Origin of the sequence: Enterococcus sp. DIV2371, assembly GCF_050498525.1 — a bacterium.
Lineage (GTDB): Bacteria > Bacillota > Bacilli > Lactobacillales > Enterococcaceae > Enterococcus_B > Enterococcus_B mangumiae.
Genome location: NZ_JBIPAJ010000001.1, coordinates 2,030,617 through 2,046,669 on the forward strand (window position 1 = coordinate 2,030,617; position 16,053 = coordinate 2,046,669).

The 16,053-nt window shown below is 39.9% G+C and carries 15 protein-coding genes and 1 riboswitch; of the genes, 3 read left to right on the forward strand and 12 right to left on the reverse strand.

Annotated elements, in window-relative coordinates; all coding sequences use genetic code 11:
* Positions 1–34 precede the first annotated feature (34 nt).
* From IGL24_RS09450 to IGL24_RS09505, 12 genes are all read right to left on the reverse strand, one after another.
* The gene (locus IGL24_RS09450; protein ID WP_429966322.1) at positions 35–2,980 is read right to left on the reverse strand and encodes an LPXTG cell wall anchor domain-containing protein; all 2,946 of its coding nucleotides are present in this window, start codon (positions 2,978–2,980) and stop codon (positions 35–37) included.
* The gene (locus IGL24_RS09455; RefSeq protein ID WP_207116071.1) at positions 2,946–4,397 is read right to left on the reverse strand and encodes an FAD-dependent oxidoreductase; all 1,452 of its coding nucleotides are present in this window, start codon (positions 4,395–4,397) and stop codon (positions 2,946–2,948) included. The genes IGL24_RS09450 and IGL24_RS09455 overlap by 35 nt, the downstream gene beginning before the upstream one ends.
* A gap of 466 nt (positions 4,398–4,863) precedes the next feature.
* Positions 4,864–5,553: a fructose-6-phosphate aldolase gene (locus IGL24_RS09460; protein WP_207116072.1), complete on the reverse strand. Its 690-nt coding sequence runs from the start codon at positions 5,551–5,553 to the stop codon at positions 4,864–4,866.
* Between the two features lie 37 nt (positions 5,554–5,590).
* A complete protein-coding gene (locus IGL24_RS09465; RefSeq protein WP_206858637.1) occupies positions 5,591–5,947 on the reverse strand; it encodes a PTS glucitol/sorbitol transporter subunit IIA in 357 nt (118 codons plus the stop codon).
* Positions 5,948–5,963: 16 nt separating this feature from the next.
* Entirely contained in the window at positions 5,964–6,971 is a 1,008-nt protein-coding gene (gene srlE / locus IGL24_RS09470) for a PTS glucitol/sorbitol transporter subunit IIB (protein WP_207700306.1), read from the reverse strand.
* A gap of 13 nt (positions 6,972–6,984) precedes the next feature.
* A complete protein-coding gene (gene srlA / locus IGL24_RS09475; RefSeq protein ID WP_206858633.1) occupies positions 6,985–7,539 on the reverse strand; it encodes a PTS glucitol/sorbitol transporter subunit IIC in 555 nt (184 codons plus the stop codon).
* Positions 7,539–8,021: a transcriptional regulator GutM gene (locus IGL24_RS09480; protein ID WP_207116074.1), complete on the reverse strand. Its 483-nt coding sequence runs from the start codon at positions 8,019–8,021 to the stop codon at positions 7,539–7,541. Before IGL24_RS09480 ends, srlA begins: the two co-directional genes overlap by 1 nt.
* Positions 8,018–9,880, reverse strand: coding sequence for a BglG family transcription antiterminator (locus tag IGL24_RS09485; RefSeq protein ID WP_207700307.1), 1,863 nt, complete (start codon positions 9,878–9,880; stop codon positions 8,018–8,020). The genes IGL24_RS09480 and IGL24_RS09485 overlap by 4 nt, the downstream gene beginning before the upstream one ends.
* Positions 9,881–9,897: 17 nt before the next feature.
* Positions 9,898–10,698 carry an SDR family oxidoreductase gene (locus tag IGL24_RS09490; RefSeq protein ID WP_207116076.1) on the reverse strand — a complete coding sequence of 267 codons (801 nt, stop codon included), beginning with the start codon at positions 10,696–10,698 and terminating at the stop codon, positions 9,898–9,900.
* Between the two features lie 188 nt (positions 10,699–10,886).
* Entirely contained in the window at positions 10,887–12,185 is a 1,299-nt protein-coding gene (locus tag IGL24_RS09495; RefSeq protein WP_347564944.1) for an InlB B-repeat-containing protein, read from the reverse strand.
* A gap of 57 nt (positions 12,186–12,242) precedes the next feature.
* Positions 12,243–12,398 carry a hypothetical protein gene (locus IGL24_RS09500; protein ID WP_242699801.1) on the reverse strand — a complete coding sequence of 52 codons (156 nt, stop codon included), beginning with the start codon at positions 12,396–12,398 and terminating at the stop codon, positions 12,243–12,245.
* Between the two features lie 706 nt (positions 12,399–13,104).
* Positions 13,105–13,362 carry a TfoX/Sxy family DNA transformation protein gene (locus IGL24_RS09505; RefSeq protein WP_207115954.1) on the reverse strand — a complete coding sequence of 86 codons (258 nt, stop codon included), beginning with the start codon at positions 13,360–13,362 and terminating at the stop codon, positions 13,105–13,107.
* A 228-nt stretch (positions 13,363–13,590) separates the two neighbouring features.
* Positions 13,591–13,688, forward strand: a riboswitch (TPP riboswitch).
* Positions 13,689–13,765: 77 nt separating this feature from the next.
* On the opposite strand from IGL24_RS09505, the gene thiD reads away from it, so the two are divergent.
* From thiD to thiE, 3 genes are read left to right on the forward strand one after another with little or no spacing between them, the layout of a single operon-like run.
* Positions 13,766–14,578: a bifunctional hydroxymethylpyrimidine kinase/phosphomethylpyrimidine kinase gene (gene thiD, locus IGL24_RS09510; RefSeq protein ID WP_207699629.1), complete on the forward strand. Its 813-nt coding sequence runs from the start codon at positions 13,766–13,768 to the stop codon at positions 14,576–14,578.
* Positions 14,575–15,387, forward strand: a complete 813-nt coding sequence (thiM, locus tag IGL24_RS09515; protein ID WP_207699630.1) for a hydroxyethylthiazole kinase — start codon at positions 14,575–14,577, stop codon at positions 15,385–15,387. Before thiD ends, thiM begins: the two co-directional genes overlap by 4 nt.
* The gene (gene thiE / locus IGL24_RS09520) at positions 15,374–16,012 is read left to right on the forward strand and encodes a thiamine phosphate synthase (RefSeq protein WP_242699720.1); all 639 of its coding nucleotides are present in this window, start codon (positions 15,374–15,376) and stop codon (positions 16,010–16,012) included. Before thiM ends, thiE begins: the two co-directional genes overlap by 14 nt.
* Positions 16,013–16,053: the final 41 nt, after the last annotated feature.

Consider the following 16,053-nt stretch of genomic DNA (forward strand, 5'->3'; position numbering starts at 1 on the left):
GCCTCATTGAGTCAGCTAGTCTTCTATCTAAATTTTATTTTTTATTTTCTTCTTCTTTTTCCTGTTCTTCCTCTTCTTTGATGACACGTTCGACACGATCTTCATCATTTTGTAAATCACGACGTTTGCGTTTGAAGAGTCCAAAGAATCCCGCAAAAGCAACGAGTATTCCCCCAATGAATTTGCCAAACACGCCGGAAGTTGAACCGGTCTTAGGTAATTGTTTACCTGACGCGTCTTCCGTATCATTTACCGTTTGCGGGTTAGCTGTTTGATCATTCTTTTGTTCATTGCTAGATGATTCATTGTTGGATCTATTATCACTAACTGCTTGATTTGTTGCGCCTAGATTTTCTGTATCAGTAGCCTCGTCTGGTGTTGCAACACTTGAATTTGTTTCGCCATCATCTGTACTTCTTCCTGCTTCTGATGTCGGTGTATCTGGATTGATTTCACCACCACTAGTGTTAGGATCTATTTCTGGCGTCGTTGTGCCGGGATCAGTGGTTTCATCACCTGTACTTGGATCGACTTCTGGCGTCGTTGTGCCGGGATCTGTGGTTTCGTCTCCTGTACCTGGGTCCACTTCTGGTGTCGTTGTGCCGGGATCAGTAGTTTCATCACCTGTATCTGGATCCACTTCTGGCGTCGTTGTACCTGGATCTGTGGTTTCATCACCTGTATTTGGATCGACTTCTGGTGTCGTTGTACCTGGATCTGTGGTTTCATCACCTGTACCTGGGTCCACTTCTGGTGTGGTTGTGCCGGGATCTGTGGTTTCGCCTCCTGTACCTGGGTCCACTTCTGGCGTGGATGTGCCTGGATCGGTTTCACTTCCGCCTCCTGTGCCTGGGTCTACTTCTGGCGTCGTCGTGCCGGGATCCGTTTCTCCGCCTCCTGTGCCTGGGTCTACTTCTGGTGTGGTTGTTCCTGGATCCGTTTCACTTCCGCCTCCTGTGCCTGGATCCACTTCTGGCGTCGTTGTGCCCGGATCCGTTTCTCCGCCTCCTGTACCTGGATCTACTTCTGGTGTTGTTGTGCCTGGTGACGTTTGATCACCTCCGCCGGTTCCTGGGTCTACTTCTGGTGTGGTCGTGCCGGGATCCGTTTCACTTCCGCCTCCTGTGCCTGGGTCTACTTCTGGCGTCGTCGTGCCGGGATCGGTTTCTCCTCCACCTGTACCTGGGTCTACTTCTGGTGTTGTTGTGCCTGGATCTGTTTCGCCGCCACCTGTACCCGGATCTACTTCTGGTGTCGTCGTGCCTGGGTCGACTTGCGGATTAGTTGTATCCGGTGTCGTTGTATCTGGTGAAGCCATATCTGTCATCGAAGAAGAAATATAAGCAAATTCTCCCCCAATTTGATAAATATTGAAGTTTGTATCTTTCACAACGATGGTAAAGTCACTACCGCTACCATTTGCCCCAGTTAAATAACCGGCGTATTGAACGCCATTGACCATGATCGGTTGAGCAACAAACTGATTATATGACACACCATCTACCGTAATATTGACTGTACTTATAACTGAAGAGAAATTCGTTTGAGAAACTTCTCCAGTTTTAACCGTTACTGCTGAATTGGCTGTGATCGTGTGTCCCCCATATCCGCCACCAGAAAATGTTGCGGTTTGATTCCATCCTGCTAAGCCAGCAGCATTTTCGGCAAGATTTCCATCCACTGCTCCTCCGGGACTGATTCCTGATTGAGAACCACTATATGTTGGTGTAGAGATTTCATCTGCATATACTGTATTTGAATCAGCTGTTTCTTGCTGATCTAAACTAACAGTTACATATTCGTATTTCAATGATTCGATCACTTGATCTTTTGCTTGGATCTCATAGTACGTTGTATCTTCATCTGCTAATTGATCAACGAAATTTACTTTTACGTTGATATTTGATTCTTCCGTATTCAACCATGAATCCGTATTTTCAAAACTTCTTACCCCATGTAACGATAAAGCGGTTTGCAAGCTATCGATCGTATCGCCAAACTGCACTGGAGAAACCAAGTAATGACCATTGATCTCTAAAGGCAATCCATGCGTTGATGAAGAAAAAGTAAAATAGCCATCTGCTTGATTTTTACCATGGTCGGTAGAAATCGATTCATCATGATAAACCGCATAATAGGTACTTCCTCCATAAGTGATCGAAAAATTCTTCTCCATCGAATCTTCAAAATCACTTTTGATTTGATCAGTCAACTTCGCTTGTCCATTTTCTGCTTTTACATTCAAAGAGAAGCCAGTATCGATTTTCATATTTCCTAATACTGCCCCATCATCAGCTGTAAAATTGGTACTTTCAGGTTTAGTTTTAGAAGAGAAACTCAATGATTTTTCTCTCGTACTTGCAACTACTTTTGAATCTTTCCAGTTCGCAGAATCTTCATAAGCCTTTTCTTTTGATTCATATAAATGAGGAGAGACCGTTTTATAGTTACCTTCTGAAGTAACTTTCACGTTGGGATTCGCTTTGATCAAATTTCGATAACTTGACATTTTCATTACTTGCGCATCACTTTTAGATAAAGTAGACGTTTGGTAATAGACATCGGCATCTTTGATTCCTAAAATCTGTTGGATATCATAAGCTGTATGACTATCACTGACTTTGATTCCTTCTCCTTCATACATGGATGAAAGTTTTTCTTTACTTGGTAATGTATCCATCAACTTCGCTACATATCCAGTGTTGGTTTTTACACTACTACTTTGACCTTTTTGTAAGGATTGGTTCAATTCATCGACCGAAGTATGCTCGATATCTTGGATCGTATCATCTTCAACGAGTCGTTTTTCAGACAAAGAGGCACTGTCCGCAGAAGCAGAAAGATTCGGGATCGTGACTCCGCCGATAAACGCGCCTGCGCCAACCGTCAACAGCGCGCCAGCTTCAATCATGCGCTTTTGTTTTTTTGACATCTCTTTGTTTGGTTTATTTAACTTCATCTGATTTTTCTTCTTTGCCATCGCGACCACTCTCTCTTTCTTTTTCCCTAACTAAAGAGGCTAATATTTTGGTAAACCCTAAAGGATTCTTATAGCCGTGTTCAAAAAAGAAATCTGTGTACTCTATTTCCGGCACGGTCACGTTTTTCTGGATTGCTAGACTGATGATATTGACGTACTGAGAAATATCAACTGTCCCCAAAACTTGGACTCCTAGGATTCTTTTCGTTTTCTTCTCATAAACAAGATAGATACTTGAATAATGACTTTTTCTACCTTTTTCTGCTGGTGCATATTTCGCAATCGATTCATGGATATATTTACCACCACGCTCTAAATAATGATTCTGATAATGTACCTCATCTGCATCATAACCATATTTTTGGGCTTGATTTAACGTGATTCCTGTATTGGCAATCGTAAATCCGTCCATGTTGAATTTATAGGTTCCAGTTGTCATTGCTACTTCCTGTTTTTTCTCATGGATATTGACAGCAGCAATCAGTCCTTGACGGAATGCATCTGAGGCATGTGGATTATAAATGTTCTCTCCAGTCAAGTCCATGTAAGTAGTCGAGCAATCACCAACTGCCAAAATCGAATCATCGGATGTGTACATATACTTATCGACCACAATTGCGCCACGGTCACCAGTTTCAACTTGTCCAGCTAATAAGAATGAATTTGGACGGAAGCCGACGGAAACAAAGACGCCATCTGCGCGAACTTTCTTCCCAGAAGAAGTTTCCACTTCGATTTTAGGACGGCTCCAAATCTTTTTCTCAATCGTGTGATAGCTTAACACTCGAGTACCAAGTAAAACATCGATACCTTCTTCTTCAAGTTGTTTTTCTACTTCGATTGCAGCGTTTTCATCTAAATATTTATCAAGGATACGGGCATTTGATTGGATCAAGGTCACTTTCATTTTCCGTTGCGCTAAGATCCGCGCAATCTCGACACCGACCAATCCAGCGCCAATCACCACCGCATGATGTGCTTCTGAGATAAATTTTTCGATTGCTTCCGCATCTTTACGCTCTTTTAAAAGAAACAGTGTTTCGTTTAATTTTCCGCCAGTTGGAGGAAGATTAGGATACGATCCAGCAGCCATGATCAATCGATCATAAGATATCTCATGCTCGTGTTGAGTTAAGACATTTCTAAAATTCAAAAGCTTTTTCTTCGCATCAATATTGGTAACTTCTTTTTGAATGCGCAAATCCACCCCTTGAGCAATAATTTCCTGTGGTGTGGCGTAATTTGCTTGGGAGTGGATATCTTGATGCCCCATTAGAAATAATGGGATTGTTTGTGAGACAAAGGTTATCTCGTCTTTTTTTTCGAATACAATGACCTCATCGTCTGGATATTCCTCGCGAATACGAAGTGCTGCGGCAATCCCCGCATGGTTTCCTCCAACAATTATAATCCTCATCAACTGCCTCCTTTAGTTATAAAAGCATGCTATAAATATACACATGGTTATTTTTAATCTACTATTTATATAAATTATATCACTTAGAAAGACTAATTGTCAGTTATAAAGGTCTATCTGGGAAGAGCCAATCAATACAACTATTCCTCCTCTTGCTAATCGAAATCGGTCCATAAAAGAATATAATCATTCTAGTTTCTATTCATAAAAAAACCGTTTATTTTTAGCAAATATCAATTGAAAATCCACTAAAATATTTCAATTTGTGTTTTAAAAACAGAATTATTTTTTTCTAAATATAGAAGAGATATTTTTATGCATAGGATTGGTCTCTTCGAATTTCCCATGCAATCGATCAATGTTTTTACTTCATAAAAAAATATGTATACGACGTTATATTAAACGAGTCATAAACTGGTCGTGACTGACCATTTTATGACTCGTTATTCTTGTTTATTTAAAGAATTTATTCCTCTGAATCTCCTAATGCTTTCACATTTTGGACGTTGAATGTACCTTCCCAATCTTTTTGAAAATTTGTTACCGCCTCTTGTATGGACGGCATACTAAATACTTGTGCAAAAATATCTGGTGACGCCGTCATACTGTGCGCCCCTTTACGGCAAGCTTGATTGACTTGTGCCACATTTTTAAAACTAGCGGCTAATACCTTGCTAGAAGAATGCGTCCGTTTGATTTCCGCTACTAATGCATCGATGATCGCAGCAGCATCGATATTCAGATTTTCCATACGGTTATAATATGGAGCCAAATAATCTGCACCTGCGGCAATTGCTAAGTATCCTTGCATCTCCGAATAGATAGCAGTAGCAGTGACGTTCACACCCTTTTCTTTCAGTTGTTTGATGGCGGCTAAACCGGCTTCATTTACGGGTACTTTGATAAAGATGTCGTTACCAAGCTGATCAAGGATCGCTTGCGCATCAGCTAAGATCTCCTCTGTTGTTTCTCCGACTACTTGAACATGCAAGCTCCCTTTTCCAATGATTTCCTTGATTTCTTTCAAATGAGCAAATAAATCGATTTTTCCTTCTTTTTTGATGATCGAAGGATTTGATGTTACCCCAACTATGGGGAGGATCGATTGGTAATAACGGATTTTCTCGATATTGATCGTATCTAACATAAACTCCATTTCATTCATCCTTTCAACAGATAGTTTTCTCTGTATGTTACTGAATACTGATCTTTGTCTTGATACCGATCTCTGCAATTTCTTTTCCTTCGACGTATAAAGTACCTGGAAGCTCAGGTGTTACCGCGCCATCGAATTTAATGGTGATATGCCCAAGCTCTTTTAGATTATCATTGACCAAACTTCCAACAGAGGTGATACGATAGCTTGTATCATCGACCATCAACTGTTGACCTACTTTGATCTCTCCATGGATGGGCTGAAGTTCGATATTGTAGCAATAAGCCGACAACATATCTGGTGCATCTTTGCCAAACAATATGACGATTTTCTCTTCTTTGAATAGTGCAGCTTCAGCACCGATCGAAGTTACTTTTGTTGAGTAAACTGACATTTTCTTCCTCCTGAATTTAACTATACATCCCAAAACTTGCTATCCACGCAACCAACACTCTTGGGACACCGTTTAAAAAACGTGAATATAAAACGGATGGGACGCCGACTTCCACTGTTTCCGCTTCTGCTTCTTCTAAGCCTAAACCGACCGGTATAAAATCACACGCATTTTGAGTATTGATCGCAAACAACGCGGGTAATGCGAGCTGTGGCGGAATATTGCCTTTTCCGATCTCCACGCCGATCAATGTCCCGATCACTTGACTGATTACTGCCCCTGGACCTAATAACGGAGATAAGAAAGGTAACGAACAGATAAAACCAATGATCATCAATCCCCAAATATTGCCAGCTAGAGGTGCCATGATGTTTGCAAAGAAATTACCGATCCCCGACCCTTGAATGATCCCGATCAGCAATGAAACAAACGCCATAAAAGGAATGACCGTATTGATCATCGTCTGAACACCTTCTCGTGCCGACTGGTTGAAAGTCGCCACTACTTTTCCCGCACCCATACCGATTTTAGCAATAAAATTCTGTTGTTCTGCTTTTTGTTCAGTAATTTTTTTGCTTGTATCGTATTTGTATTCACGGACTGGCGCACTCTTGGTTTCCGGGTTAACAGAATCACTTGCTGTATTTTCTTCAGTAGTCAGTGTGATTTGACTGAGCCCGACTGCTGATACATAAATATCTTCTGTGATGTATTGTGCTAATGGTCCGCTTTTCCCTGTTGGCACGACATTGATCGTAGGGATCCCTTTTTTGGGGTAGATCCCACAGCGCAATGTTCCGCCACAATCAACGATTGCTAAAGCGATTTCATTATCTGGGATAGAAGTTTTGAAGCCATTGACTGCTTCCATACCTGTCAGTTCAACGATTTTATCGACGATCGCTGGTTTTTCTCCGCCACCAGTGATATAAATGAATTTATGTTTCTCTTCTGTTGGTGTGATCACTAATGGTCCACCGAATCCACCAGTTCCTTTTACCACTCGAATACTTTGATAGCTCATCTTGATGCCCTCCTTATTCTGTTACTGTTTCTACTGTTTTACTAAGGGTGATTCCTTGTTGTTTACACACATAAGCCGTGGTAAAGTCTGTTACCCAGCCCCCGATAAAATTCATAAGAATACCGACAAACATATAACGTACAGCTAATTCCATTGAATTGAGTCCTAAGGTTGTGATTCCTTGTGCGATACCTAACCAAACGAATAATTCACCTGGATTGATGTGAGGAAAGACTCCATTACTTGTATGACAAAATTGTGCCTGAGAAGCATAATAGCTTGGCTTATAATATTCTGGCAAAAAGCGTGCCATTGTAAAAGACATCGGATTTCCTAACATGAAGGCAGATAAAAAAGGTAAGATCAAATATCTTGTGACTGGATTTTTTGTCGATAGTTTGGCTACTTTAGTCACTCGTTCTTCACCTAAGAATGCAATCAGCGTGTTCATGGCTACCATTAAAATCAACACTACTGGAACGATTCCGGTCATCCAAGAGATAAATGTATCCGCACCAGTTTCAAATAAACCGATGAAGCCTTCTGCAAATTTTGTGATGTATCCCATTATTCAACACTCCTTTTTCTTGATAGATATTGTTTTTTCCATAAACTGAACTGAATGCCCAGCATAGTCAGTGGAGATGGTAGAGATTCTTCTTGATAATTCCCTAATTCGACTCGTAGATAAATTTCTCTGGCATTTAACATCGCTTGTTGGACTAATTTATTTTCGTTGCGGACAAGCGGATGATAGTTGTCGATGTAGTGGATATCTGTGCCAATGTATTGTGGCAATAAACGAAACTTTGCCAAGACAGTTACTCCTTGCATTTTTCGTGCTTCTATAATGATGCCACTTTGATCCACAGCAAACATGACGATCGTTCCAGCTTTGATTTTCCCGGCTCGTCGTCCGATAGCCACTTTGCCTTTTCTACGCATTTCTACATAGATCTGATTAAAGTGCTTGATTTGCTTCATGCCAAATACTACTTGCAAGCCATAAGCAAGAAGTGCAAATGCACCGAACACATAAATGAAATTCATGTAATGATCCCCTTTCTTCTCATCCAACATTGCAGCCCCACCAAATCCTTCAAGCCACATAACTCACTTCTAAACTCTGGATCACCAATCACAGCGAAAAGTTGGTCGTATAATTTTAACAATTCTTTTTCTTTTTTAATCGTCAGATCTTGAGGGATTGCTAACAACAAAACAACTTGGACTTGTCCGTTGATCGTCGAAAGTGTATTTCTAAAAATCCCCACCGATAAAATGATTTCAGCAGATTTTTTATTGATAGCATGAGGAAAGGCGATCCCATATTCAAAAATCGTGCTTTTTAGTTTTTCACGTACAAACAAATGCGTTATAAATTCCTGATCGACTAATCCTTTTCTTTCAAGAGACACAAGCATGTCCGTCAGATTTTCCTTATACGTTTTCTTATCATCTAAAACTTCAAAATCTAGTTTTAAATGATCGTGGTTGGCAGCTCTCAATTTTTCGGCTTTACGCCATTCTTCTTGTAACCAAGTCTCGTTGAATAAATTGGTTAAACGGATGATTGGAGTATGTTTCTTCACATTTTTTAGAGGAATCGTTGTAAAAACAGCAAAATACTGGTCTAGATTCTCTTTCTGGTATTCCTCTTCAGAAAAATGGACCAGGTTTATCTGAGGACCTAAAACCCGTTCCAACTGACGACGGATGATCAACGCAGTACCTTTACCAGTATTGCAGACAATCGCAATTTCTTTATGCTCGTTGGTACTTGTTTGTCTTCTTAATGCTAGTTCAAAATAAAAAGCAACATAACTGATTTCTACAGGTGGAATGGCTCGTTCTAACCGCTCACCGATCTGCTGTAGCCCGATTTTTGCTAATTCGTAAGCTAAAGGATATTGTGATTCGATTTCACCGTAAAACAAATCTTGAAGCTCCACCCGGAAAATCAAACGATTCAACATGTAGCGAAAGTGGTCTTTTATTTCGTAATATAAGAAAGATTCATCAAGCTCTACTAATAAAGATTCGTGGACTTTTTCCATCATCTGTTGAAATAATCCTTCGATTTTTTGCTCCTCCATGGACGTTTGATCCATACTATCGATCCCACTTAAATTAAGAGGGAAACTGAGAAATGCTTGCTCTGTTTGACTTAGCGTGATGCTATACTCATATTCCAAATGATGGATCAACTCGATAAAATCAGGATGCTCCGTCATAAGATCTATATACTCATGTGGCAAATCAACTAAAATATTTCCCTGGAGCAGTCGTTTCATTGTTATAGAGATCGTTTTTTTCAAGAGAAGTTCTTGCGTTTTAGGCAAACTAAAATTTTGAATCAAGTTTTCAACGTAGTGTTTCGTATGTGCTGATAATGGGTGTTCTGCAAAATATTCTTGCACATAATGAAGGTGTAAAAGTCGTAGATCAAGTTCTTGCCCAACCATACGCAATCCACGATTCGGCGTTCCGATCACTTCCACATTAAAAGAGGCGATCAACTTTTTCATCACTCGTAGGTCTTTGACAACGGTACTTCGACTGACTCCTAACGCCTCGGACAGATCATCGATCAGCACAAAATCTTTTTGCTCGATCAATTGTTTGACGATAAAGAACACCCTTTTACTACTAGAGTTGAAATCGCTCTTTCGTTTCAAACTGCCGTTCATTATCAGATCAAATTTTTCAAAGTCTTCAATTTCGATATGAAAATCATTTTTATGTTGAACGATTTCTGCAATTCCAATCAATTCTTCGTTTAAAGACTCAATGCTGGTTTTCACTGTTTGGGTACTTGCGATCAGCTTTTGTTTCAAACCGCCGATCGTCATTTCTTTATGGGTAACCAGTAATTGCAGAATTTGATACCATCTGTTCACCAGCGTCATTTACTTCCCCCACTTTTTTATCCTCGAGTTTTTCCTCCAGCTACATTGGTCGTCACACCTGTGATATAACTCGATCGATCAGATAGATAATAACTGACTAAATCTGCGACTTCTTTTAATTTTCCACTTCGACCTAATGGAATCGTACTCGTTTTTGCATAACCAGCTCTAAGCTCTTCCACTGTGAGACCCCGAGTATAAGCAAGGGCTTCTTCATAAGAAAGCGTGCGTAAGCCCGTCTCCTCCATGATCCCTGGAGCAACTCCTATTACCCGAACATTGGATTTTCCTAACTCCTTCGCCCAAGAACGAGTAAAGCTGTTAACAGCTGCTTTCGTTGCCGCATACGCACTTTGCCCCTCCGAACCTTCAAGCCCTGATTCAGAAGACATGTTGATGATCACGCCTTGTCCTTTTTCAACTAAGATTCTACTGACTGCTTGAGTCATCAAGTACAGCCCTTTTTGATTGATTGCGATGATTTTATCAAATACTTCATCAGATAATTCATATTTCCCATGTGCTTGCTTTTTATCCACTAATAATCGTGGAATATTGATGCCTGCATTATTGACTAAGCCATCTATCGTACCAAAGTGTTCCTTCACTTTTGCTACGCCAGTTTCGACTTCTTCCCGCGATGTTATGTCGGTTTTCACGAATAATAACCGTGGATGGTTCAATGTTGAATCTCTAATATCAAAATTTGCTACATTGACGTTTTGTTCCAATAAGCTTTCGACGATGCTTTCTCCAATACCCGAGGAACCTCCTGTGACAATAACCGTCTTTTCCTCTATGTTTAGCCAATTTGTCATAACCTATCACCTCTTTTTTTGTTTACGCTTTCAGTATAGCTACGTATAGAGAAATAATTAAGTCAGACTTTTTTTGAGTTTCCAAAAAAAATCTGACTTAATGTATTTTTTATTGAGTGATAGCTAAGTGACTGACCATTTTCTTTGCTATTCTTCTGTAATTTCTTTTAACTTTCAATTTAGTATCGCTACTTACCTGCCGATTTTTTTCGGTGCAACCAACTGATACCTACTGTCAAAACGATGGCCATACCTAAACCGATCAAGACATTCGAGTACATCGCTTGTTCCGCTGTTTTCGGAAGGTTACTTGCTTTTCCATGATGTTTTATTGGTACTTTTGTATAGGTGATTTGTTTTACTTTACTCACTTTTGGCACTGCTTTAGTTGTTACTACTTCTTTTGTTTGGCTGATTGCTGGGATCTTCGTTCTTTCAGTGATTTTCGTTTTTTCTATTTCTTTCTTTCCTTCTGTTTCCTGAATAGGAGGTGTCACCGTTTCGCTGATTTTTGGTATTTTTTCCCACTGTGCAGTATAAGTCATATCACCATCCACAAACTCACTCACCGTTGGCGTCCAACCAAGGAATTTATATCCTTCTCTCGTTGGTGTTCCGCTAAAGCTAGGAGTTGCCATTCCTGCGCTTAGATCTGAGAATACTTGATCATCGAAAACGTTCTCATTTTCAACGCCATCCGTATAAACTACTCGATAAGTTATTTCTTTTGTGATTATCGGCTCCCAAACAGCGGTATAGGTCACATCTCCAGTCACTACATCCGTAACTTCCTTATCCCATCCTTTGAAGATATAGCCCTCTCTTGTTGGAGTCCCATTGAATATTGGTGTTGCAGAACCAGCTGTTAAATTTGAAAATACTTGATCCGCAAAAATCTCTTCCCCAGATACACCGTCTGTATAGCTGACTTGATAAGTCGGAATCGGTTCCCATGTTGCTGTATAGACAACGTCACTAGTGACTGTTTCGCTGACGCTCGGACTCCAACCAGCAAATGTATAACCTTCTCTTGTAGGCTCTGCGCCAAAACTTGGCGTAGCTGCTCCTGGTTCGATTCGGATAAACGTTTTGTCCTCAAATATGACCTCATCCTCTACTCCATCTACATAACTCACTGTATACGATTCGATTGGTGTGAATGAAACATTTACTGTGACTGAGGCAAGACGTGAGGCATTCGATGCTTCTGTAGGTAAAGAAACATGGATCTCAAGCATGTTCACATCACCAATCTCACCTTCGATTAGAAAAGGCACACCGATCATACGAACACTTGGATCTAGGTACGGGCTCGTATTACTGAATAGATCACCGACCTGATATTCCCCCAATGAGCCACCATTTAGAAAAACTTCCAACTCCATCTCACTAGGGTTTCTTCTTTCCGTATCCGTGTTATCCAGCGTAGATAAATCGACCATGACCATTGCCACACCGCTTTGTTGGTTTTGGGATAACAATCTCACTTGTGTTGAAAATATCCCAGGAGGATTTCCCGGGGTAATTTGTGCACCATTAAAATGCTACGGAATCATCGCATCTTCCCCGACAGAATAAAAATCAATACCATTTGCAGAATATGAAACCTCCGAGTTGACGATTGGCGTTGCTGCAAATACGTTTGGGCTAAAACCTAGAAAGACCAGAAATACAATAAAACAAGACACTATCTTTTTCATGATACTCCTCCATTCTGACATGAAGTCAAGAATCACATTGTGTTGTACTCCATAACTTTGCTCAATACCGAACAAAGCGAAGTACATGTGTTTATAGTTTATAAACCCTACCTTTTTTGAAACCATTTTAGTGATAGCTACTCAACCACCAATTTAATCTCCTACCTTCTATTTAATCGTGTTGTACTAGTTGCTTTTAATCTATTGTAAATATCATAAAAATATAAAAGCCGATTATTAATATTTAAAAACGTTATTATTATACTTTCTAATTGATATTTTTTAACTACCTTGAAAATCAATTATTAGTTTACTGTCAAGTTAATTATAGCAAATTTTACATTAAAATTGTATGAGTTTTTTATAAAACACGCTCAAAAACACTTAATCTATTGAATTAAATATCTTCAAACATTTCTTTTCTTCGTCTATCATTTTTGAATAAAATCACCTGTTATCTAACTTATTTCTTGCTTATTTTTTTGTAAATAGTTATAAAAAAACTCAATAACGTTATTTTATTTACAAATTTTAATTTACAATCACTTGCTATTTTCTATCTTAATTGATTATTTTGATCGAAAAAGTAAAACAAATGATTGCTCCTATATTTATAACAATTCACTTTTTTTCCAAAAACTCACAGAAAAATAAGCAACAAGATACGAAAACATCTACAGTTTCCTTATCTCGTTGCTTATTTATTTTAGCTAAGGCTTCGATAAAATTGCTTTAACTTTTCTTTTTCTTCTTTTGTTAAATCTCGTGCACGCTTGCCTTTCATTGCCCCTTCGATACCATAAAGCATTTGTAGACATGCGCCACTGTCCACCTTTTGTCGAATCTCAAAGAATAATTGTTCCGTCCCTTTTTCTTTGAGTTGTTCTTCCGTCGTCACACCAATCGTTCGTAAATTTTCTTCAAGCACTTTCCCGATATTCGGTAGATTTCCTAATTCTGTCATAGAATCCTCCTTCATAAGTTTGGTTTTTATATGTTGCATAATAACTGAGCTTGATCATTCGTTTTTCTTTAGTATAGCATTTTGTGAAATGCGATACCCTTCATTTAAGGACATTATTGAGAATTAATAAAGTAAGCTGTTACTATTATCCGTTCAATGATAGGCAAGTTCTGCAAAACTTGATTCTTTATTTTTTTTCAGATATGATTAACTAGTAACCGAATATGATTTTGTTTGCGGGGGGACGTTATTACGTTGAGAAGGTAAAACCTGACCCTTTGAACCTGTTGGTTGATACCAGCGTAGGGAGCAAATGTCCTTTTTGTTGATGCGAAATCGAAACAATCAAGGCATTCTTCTATACTGGAAGAATGTCTTTTTTTCTATTTTAAGGAGGAACCTGATGAAGAAAGTACTAAGTATTGCCGGTTCAGATTGTAGCGGTGGCGCCGGTATCCAAGCCGATTTAAAAACATTTGCCGCTCATGGTGTTTACGGCATGTCGGTGGTCACCTCAGTCGTTGCTGAAAATACCGCTCGTGTGATTTCATATCAAGACATCTCACCGACGATCATCAACGAACAAATGACAGCTGTTTTTGAAGATATCTACCCAGACGCTGTCAAAATCGGGATGTTGTCTTGTGCAGATACCATGTTAGCTGTCGCTGATGGTCTTAAAGAATGGCAACCTAAACATGTGGTTTTAGATCCTGTGATGTATGCGAAAAACGGGAACGCACTGATGGAGCCTAAAGCGATCGACACATTGATTGCAGAGGTCTTACCATTGGCAACATTGATCACACCAAATATTCCAGAAGCAGAAAAAATCGTGAATCGTTCGATTTCTTCAGTGAAAGAAATGGAGCGAGCAGCAAAAGCCATTCATGAAATAAGTCAGAGTGCGGTTCTGATCAAAGGCGGTCATCGTTCAGGTGAAGCTACTGATGTCTTGTTTGATGGGGAAAACCTATATTCCTACAGTTCAGCACGTATCCCCACAAAAAATACTCATGGAACTGGTTGTACCTTCTCTTCTGCAATCGCTTCACAACTTGCCTTGGGTGCAACATTGGAACAAGCAGTTTCAAAGGCCAAAAAATATATCACCATGGCGATCGAGCATTCACTAGAATTGGGCAAAGGACATGGTCCGACCAATCATTTTTATTCGCTTTATCACAATGGCTTAAAGGAGGAGCAAAACGAATGAACACATTTTTAGAAACAGCTGTAGAGACGGTACGTACGAACAATCCTTTGGTCCACCATATTACCAACTATGTGACTGTCAACGATTGTGCAAATTTGACACTTGCAATCGGTGGCTCACCGATCATGGCGGATGAAGTGCTGGAAGTGATGGAAATCACAGGGATGTCACAAGCATTGGTACTAAACATGGGAACGTTGAACGAACGTACGGTAAATTCCATGCTTTTAGCTGGACAAACAGCTAATAAAAAAGGGATTCCAATCATTTTTGATCCCGTTGGCGCAGGCGCATCTGACTTCCGTAATGAAACAGCCAGATCGATCATTAATATGCTGAATTGTGCCGTGATACGTGGTAATATTTCAGAAATCCGCTTCTTAGCCGGAATCACAAGTTCCACAAAAGGTGTCGATGCCTCGGCGAGTGATACAAGCTCGATTGAAGAAGCACAACTGATTGCAGATCAATTAGCAACAGCGCATAAATGTATCGTAGTGATCACTGGTGCTGTTGATGTGATTTCTGACGGACGACGAAACATCTTAGTGCATAATGGTTGTGCTGAAATGAGTAGAATCACTGGTACCGGTTGTATGCTCACCTCTTTGATTGCTAGCTTTTGTGGTAGTTTCCCCGATCAACTCTTCTATGCAGCCGCTACAGCTGTTTTAGCAATGGGCATTGCAGGAGAACTTGCTTTCGAACAAACAACAGGTACCGGAAGCCTTCGTGTCGCGTTGATCGATGAGATCAGTCGTATCGACCAACAAACATTGACCCAACGAGGAAATTATGTTGAAAAATGACATCGATTATCGTTTGTATCTCGTCACAGATCAGTCACTGCTAAAATCACATACACTTCAAGAAGCAGTGAAACAAGCACTTGATGGAGGAATCACCGTCTTACAGTTGCGGGAAAAAGCAGCCAGCTCACGTGACTTTTTTGAAGAGGCTCATCGTCTCAAAGAATTGACAGATTACTATGGAGTTCCGTTGATCATCAATGATCGCGTAGATATTGCATTAGCTTGTGATGCAGATGGTGTACATGTTGGTCAAACAGATTTACCTGTTGCTATGGTGAGAAAAATGATCGGACCTGAAAAAATCATCGGTGCTTCCGTTCAGACCGTTGAACAGGCGATTTTAGCGGAAAAAGCCGGTGCGGATTACTTAGGTGTAGGTGCGATGTTCCCCACCTCTACCAAGTCAGATGCAATTGAAGTAACAAAAACTGAACTAAAAAATATTCTTCAAAATGTTTCGATTCCTGTTGTTTTGATCGGTGGACTCAACGAACGGACGATTGCAGCATTCAAGGACTTCCCGATCCAAGGTTTTGCCGTTGTTTCAGCGATCTTGGCAAAGCAAGAAATCAAAAAAACAACTCAAGAACTTTTCACCCAAATCAACAAATTCATCAAATAATAAAACAAAAAAAGCAATCTGCGTAAACGTTCATATACATT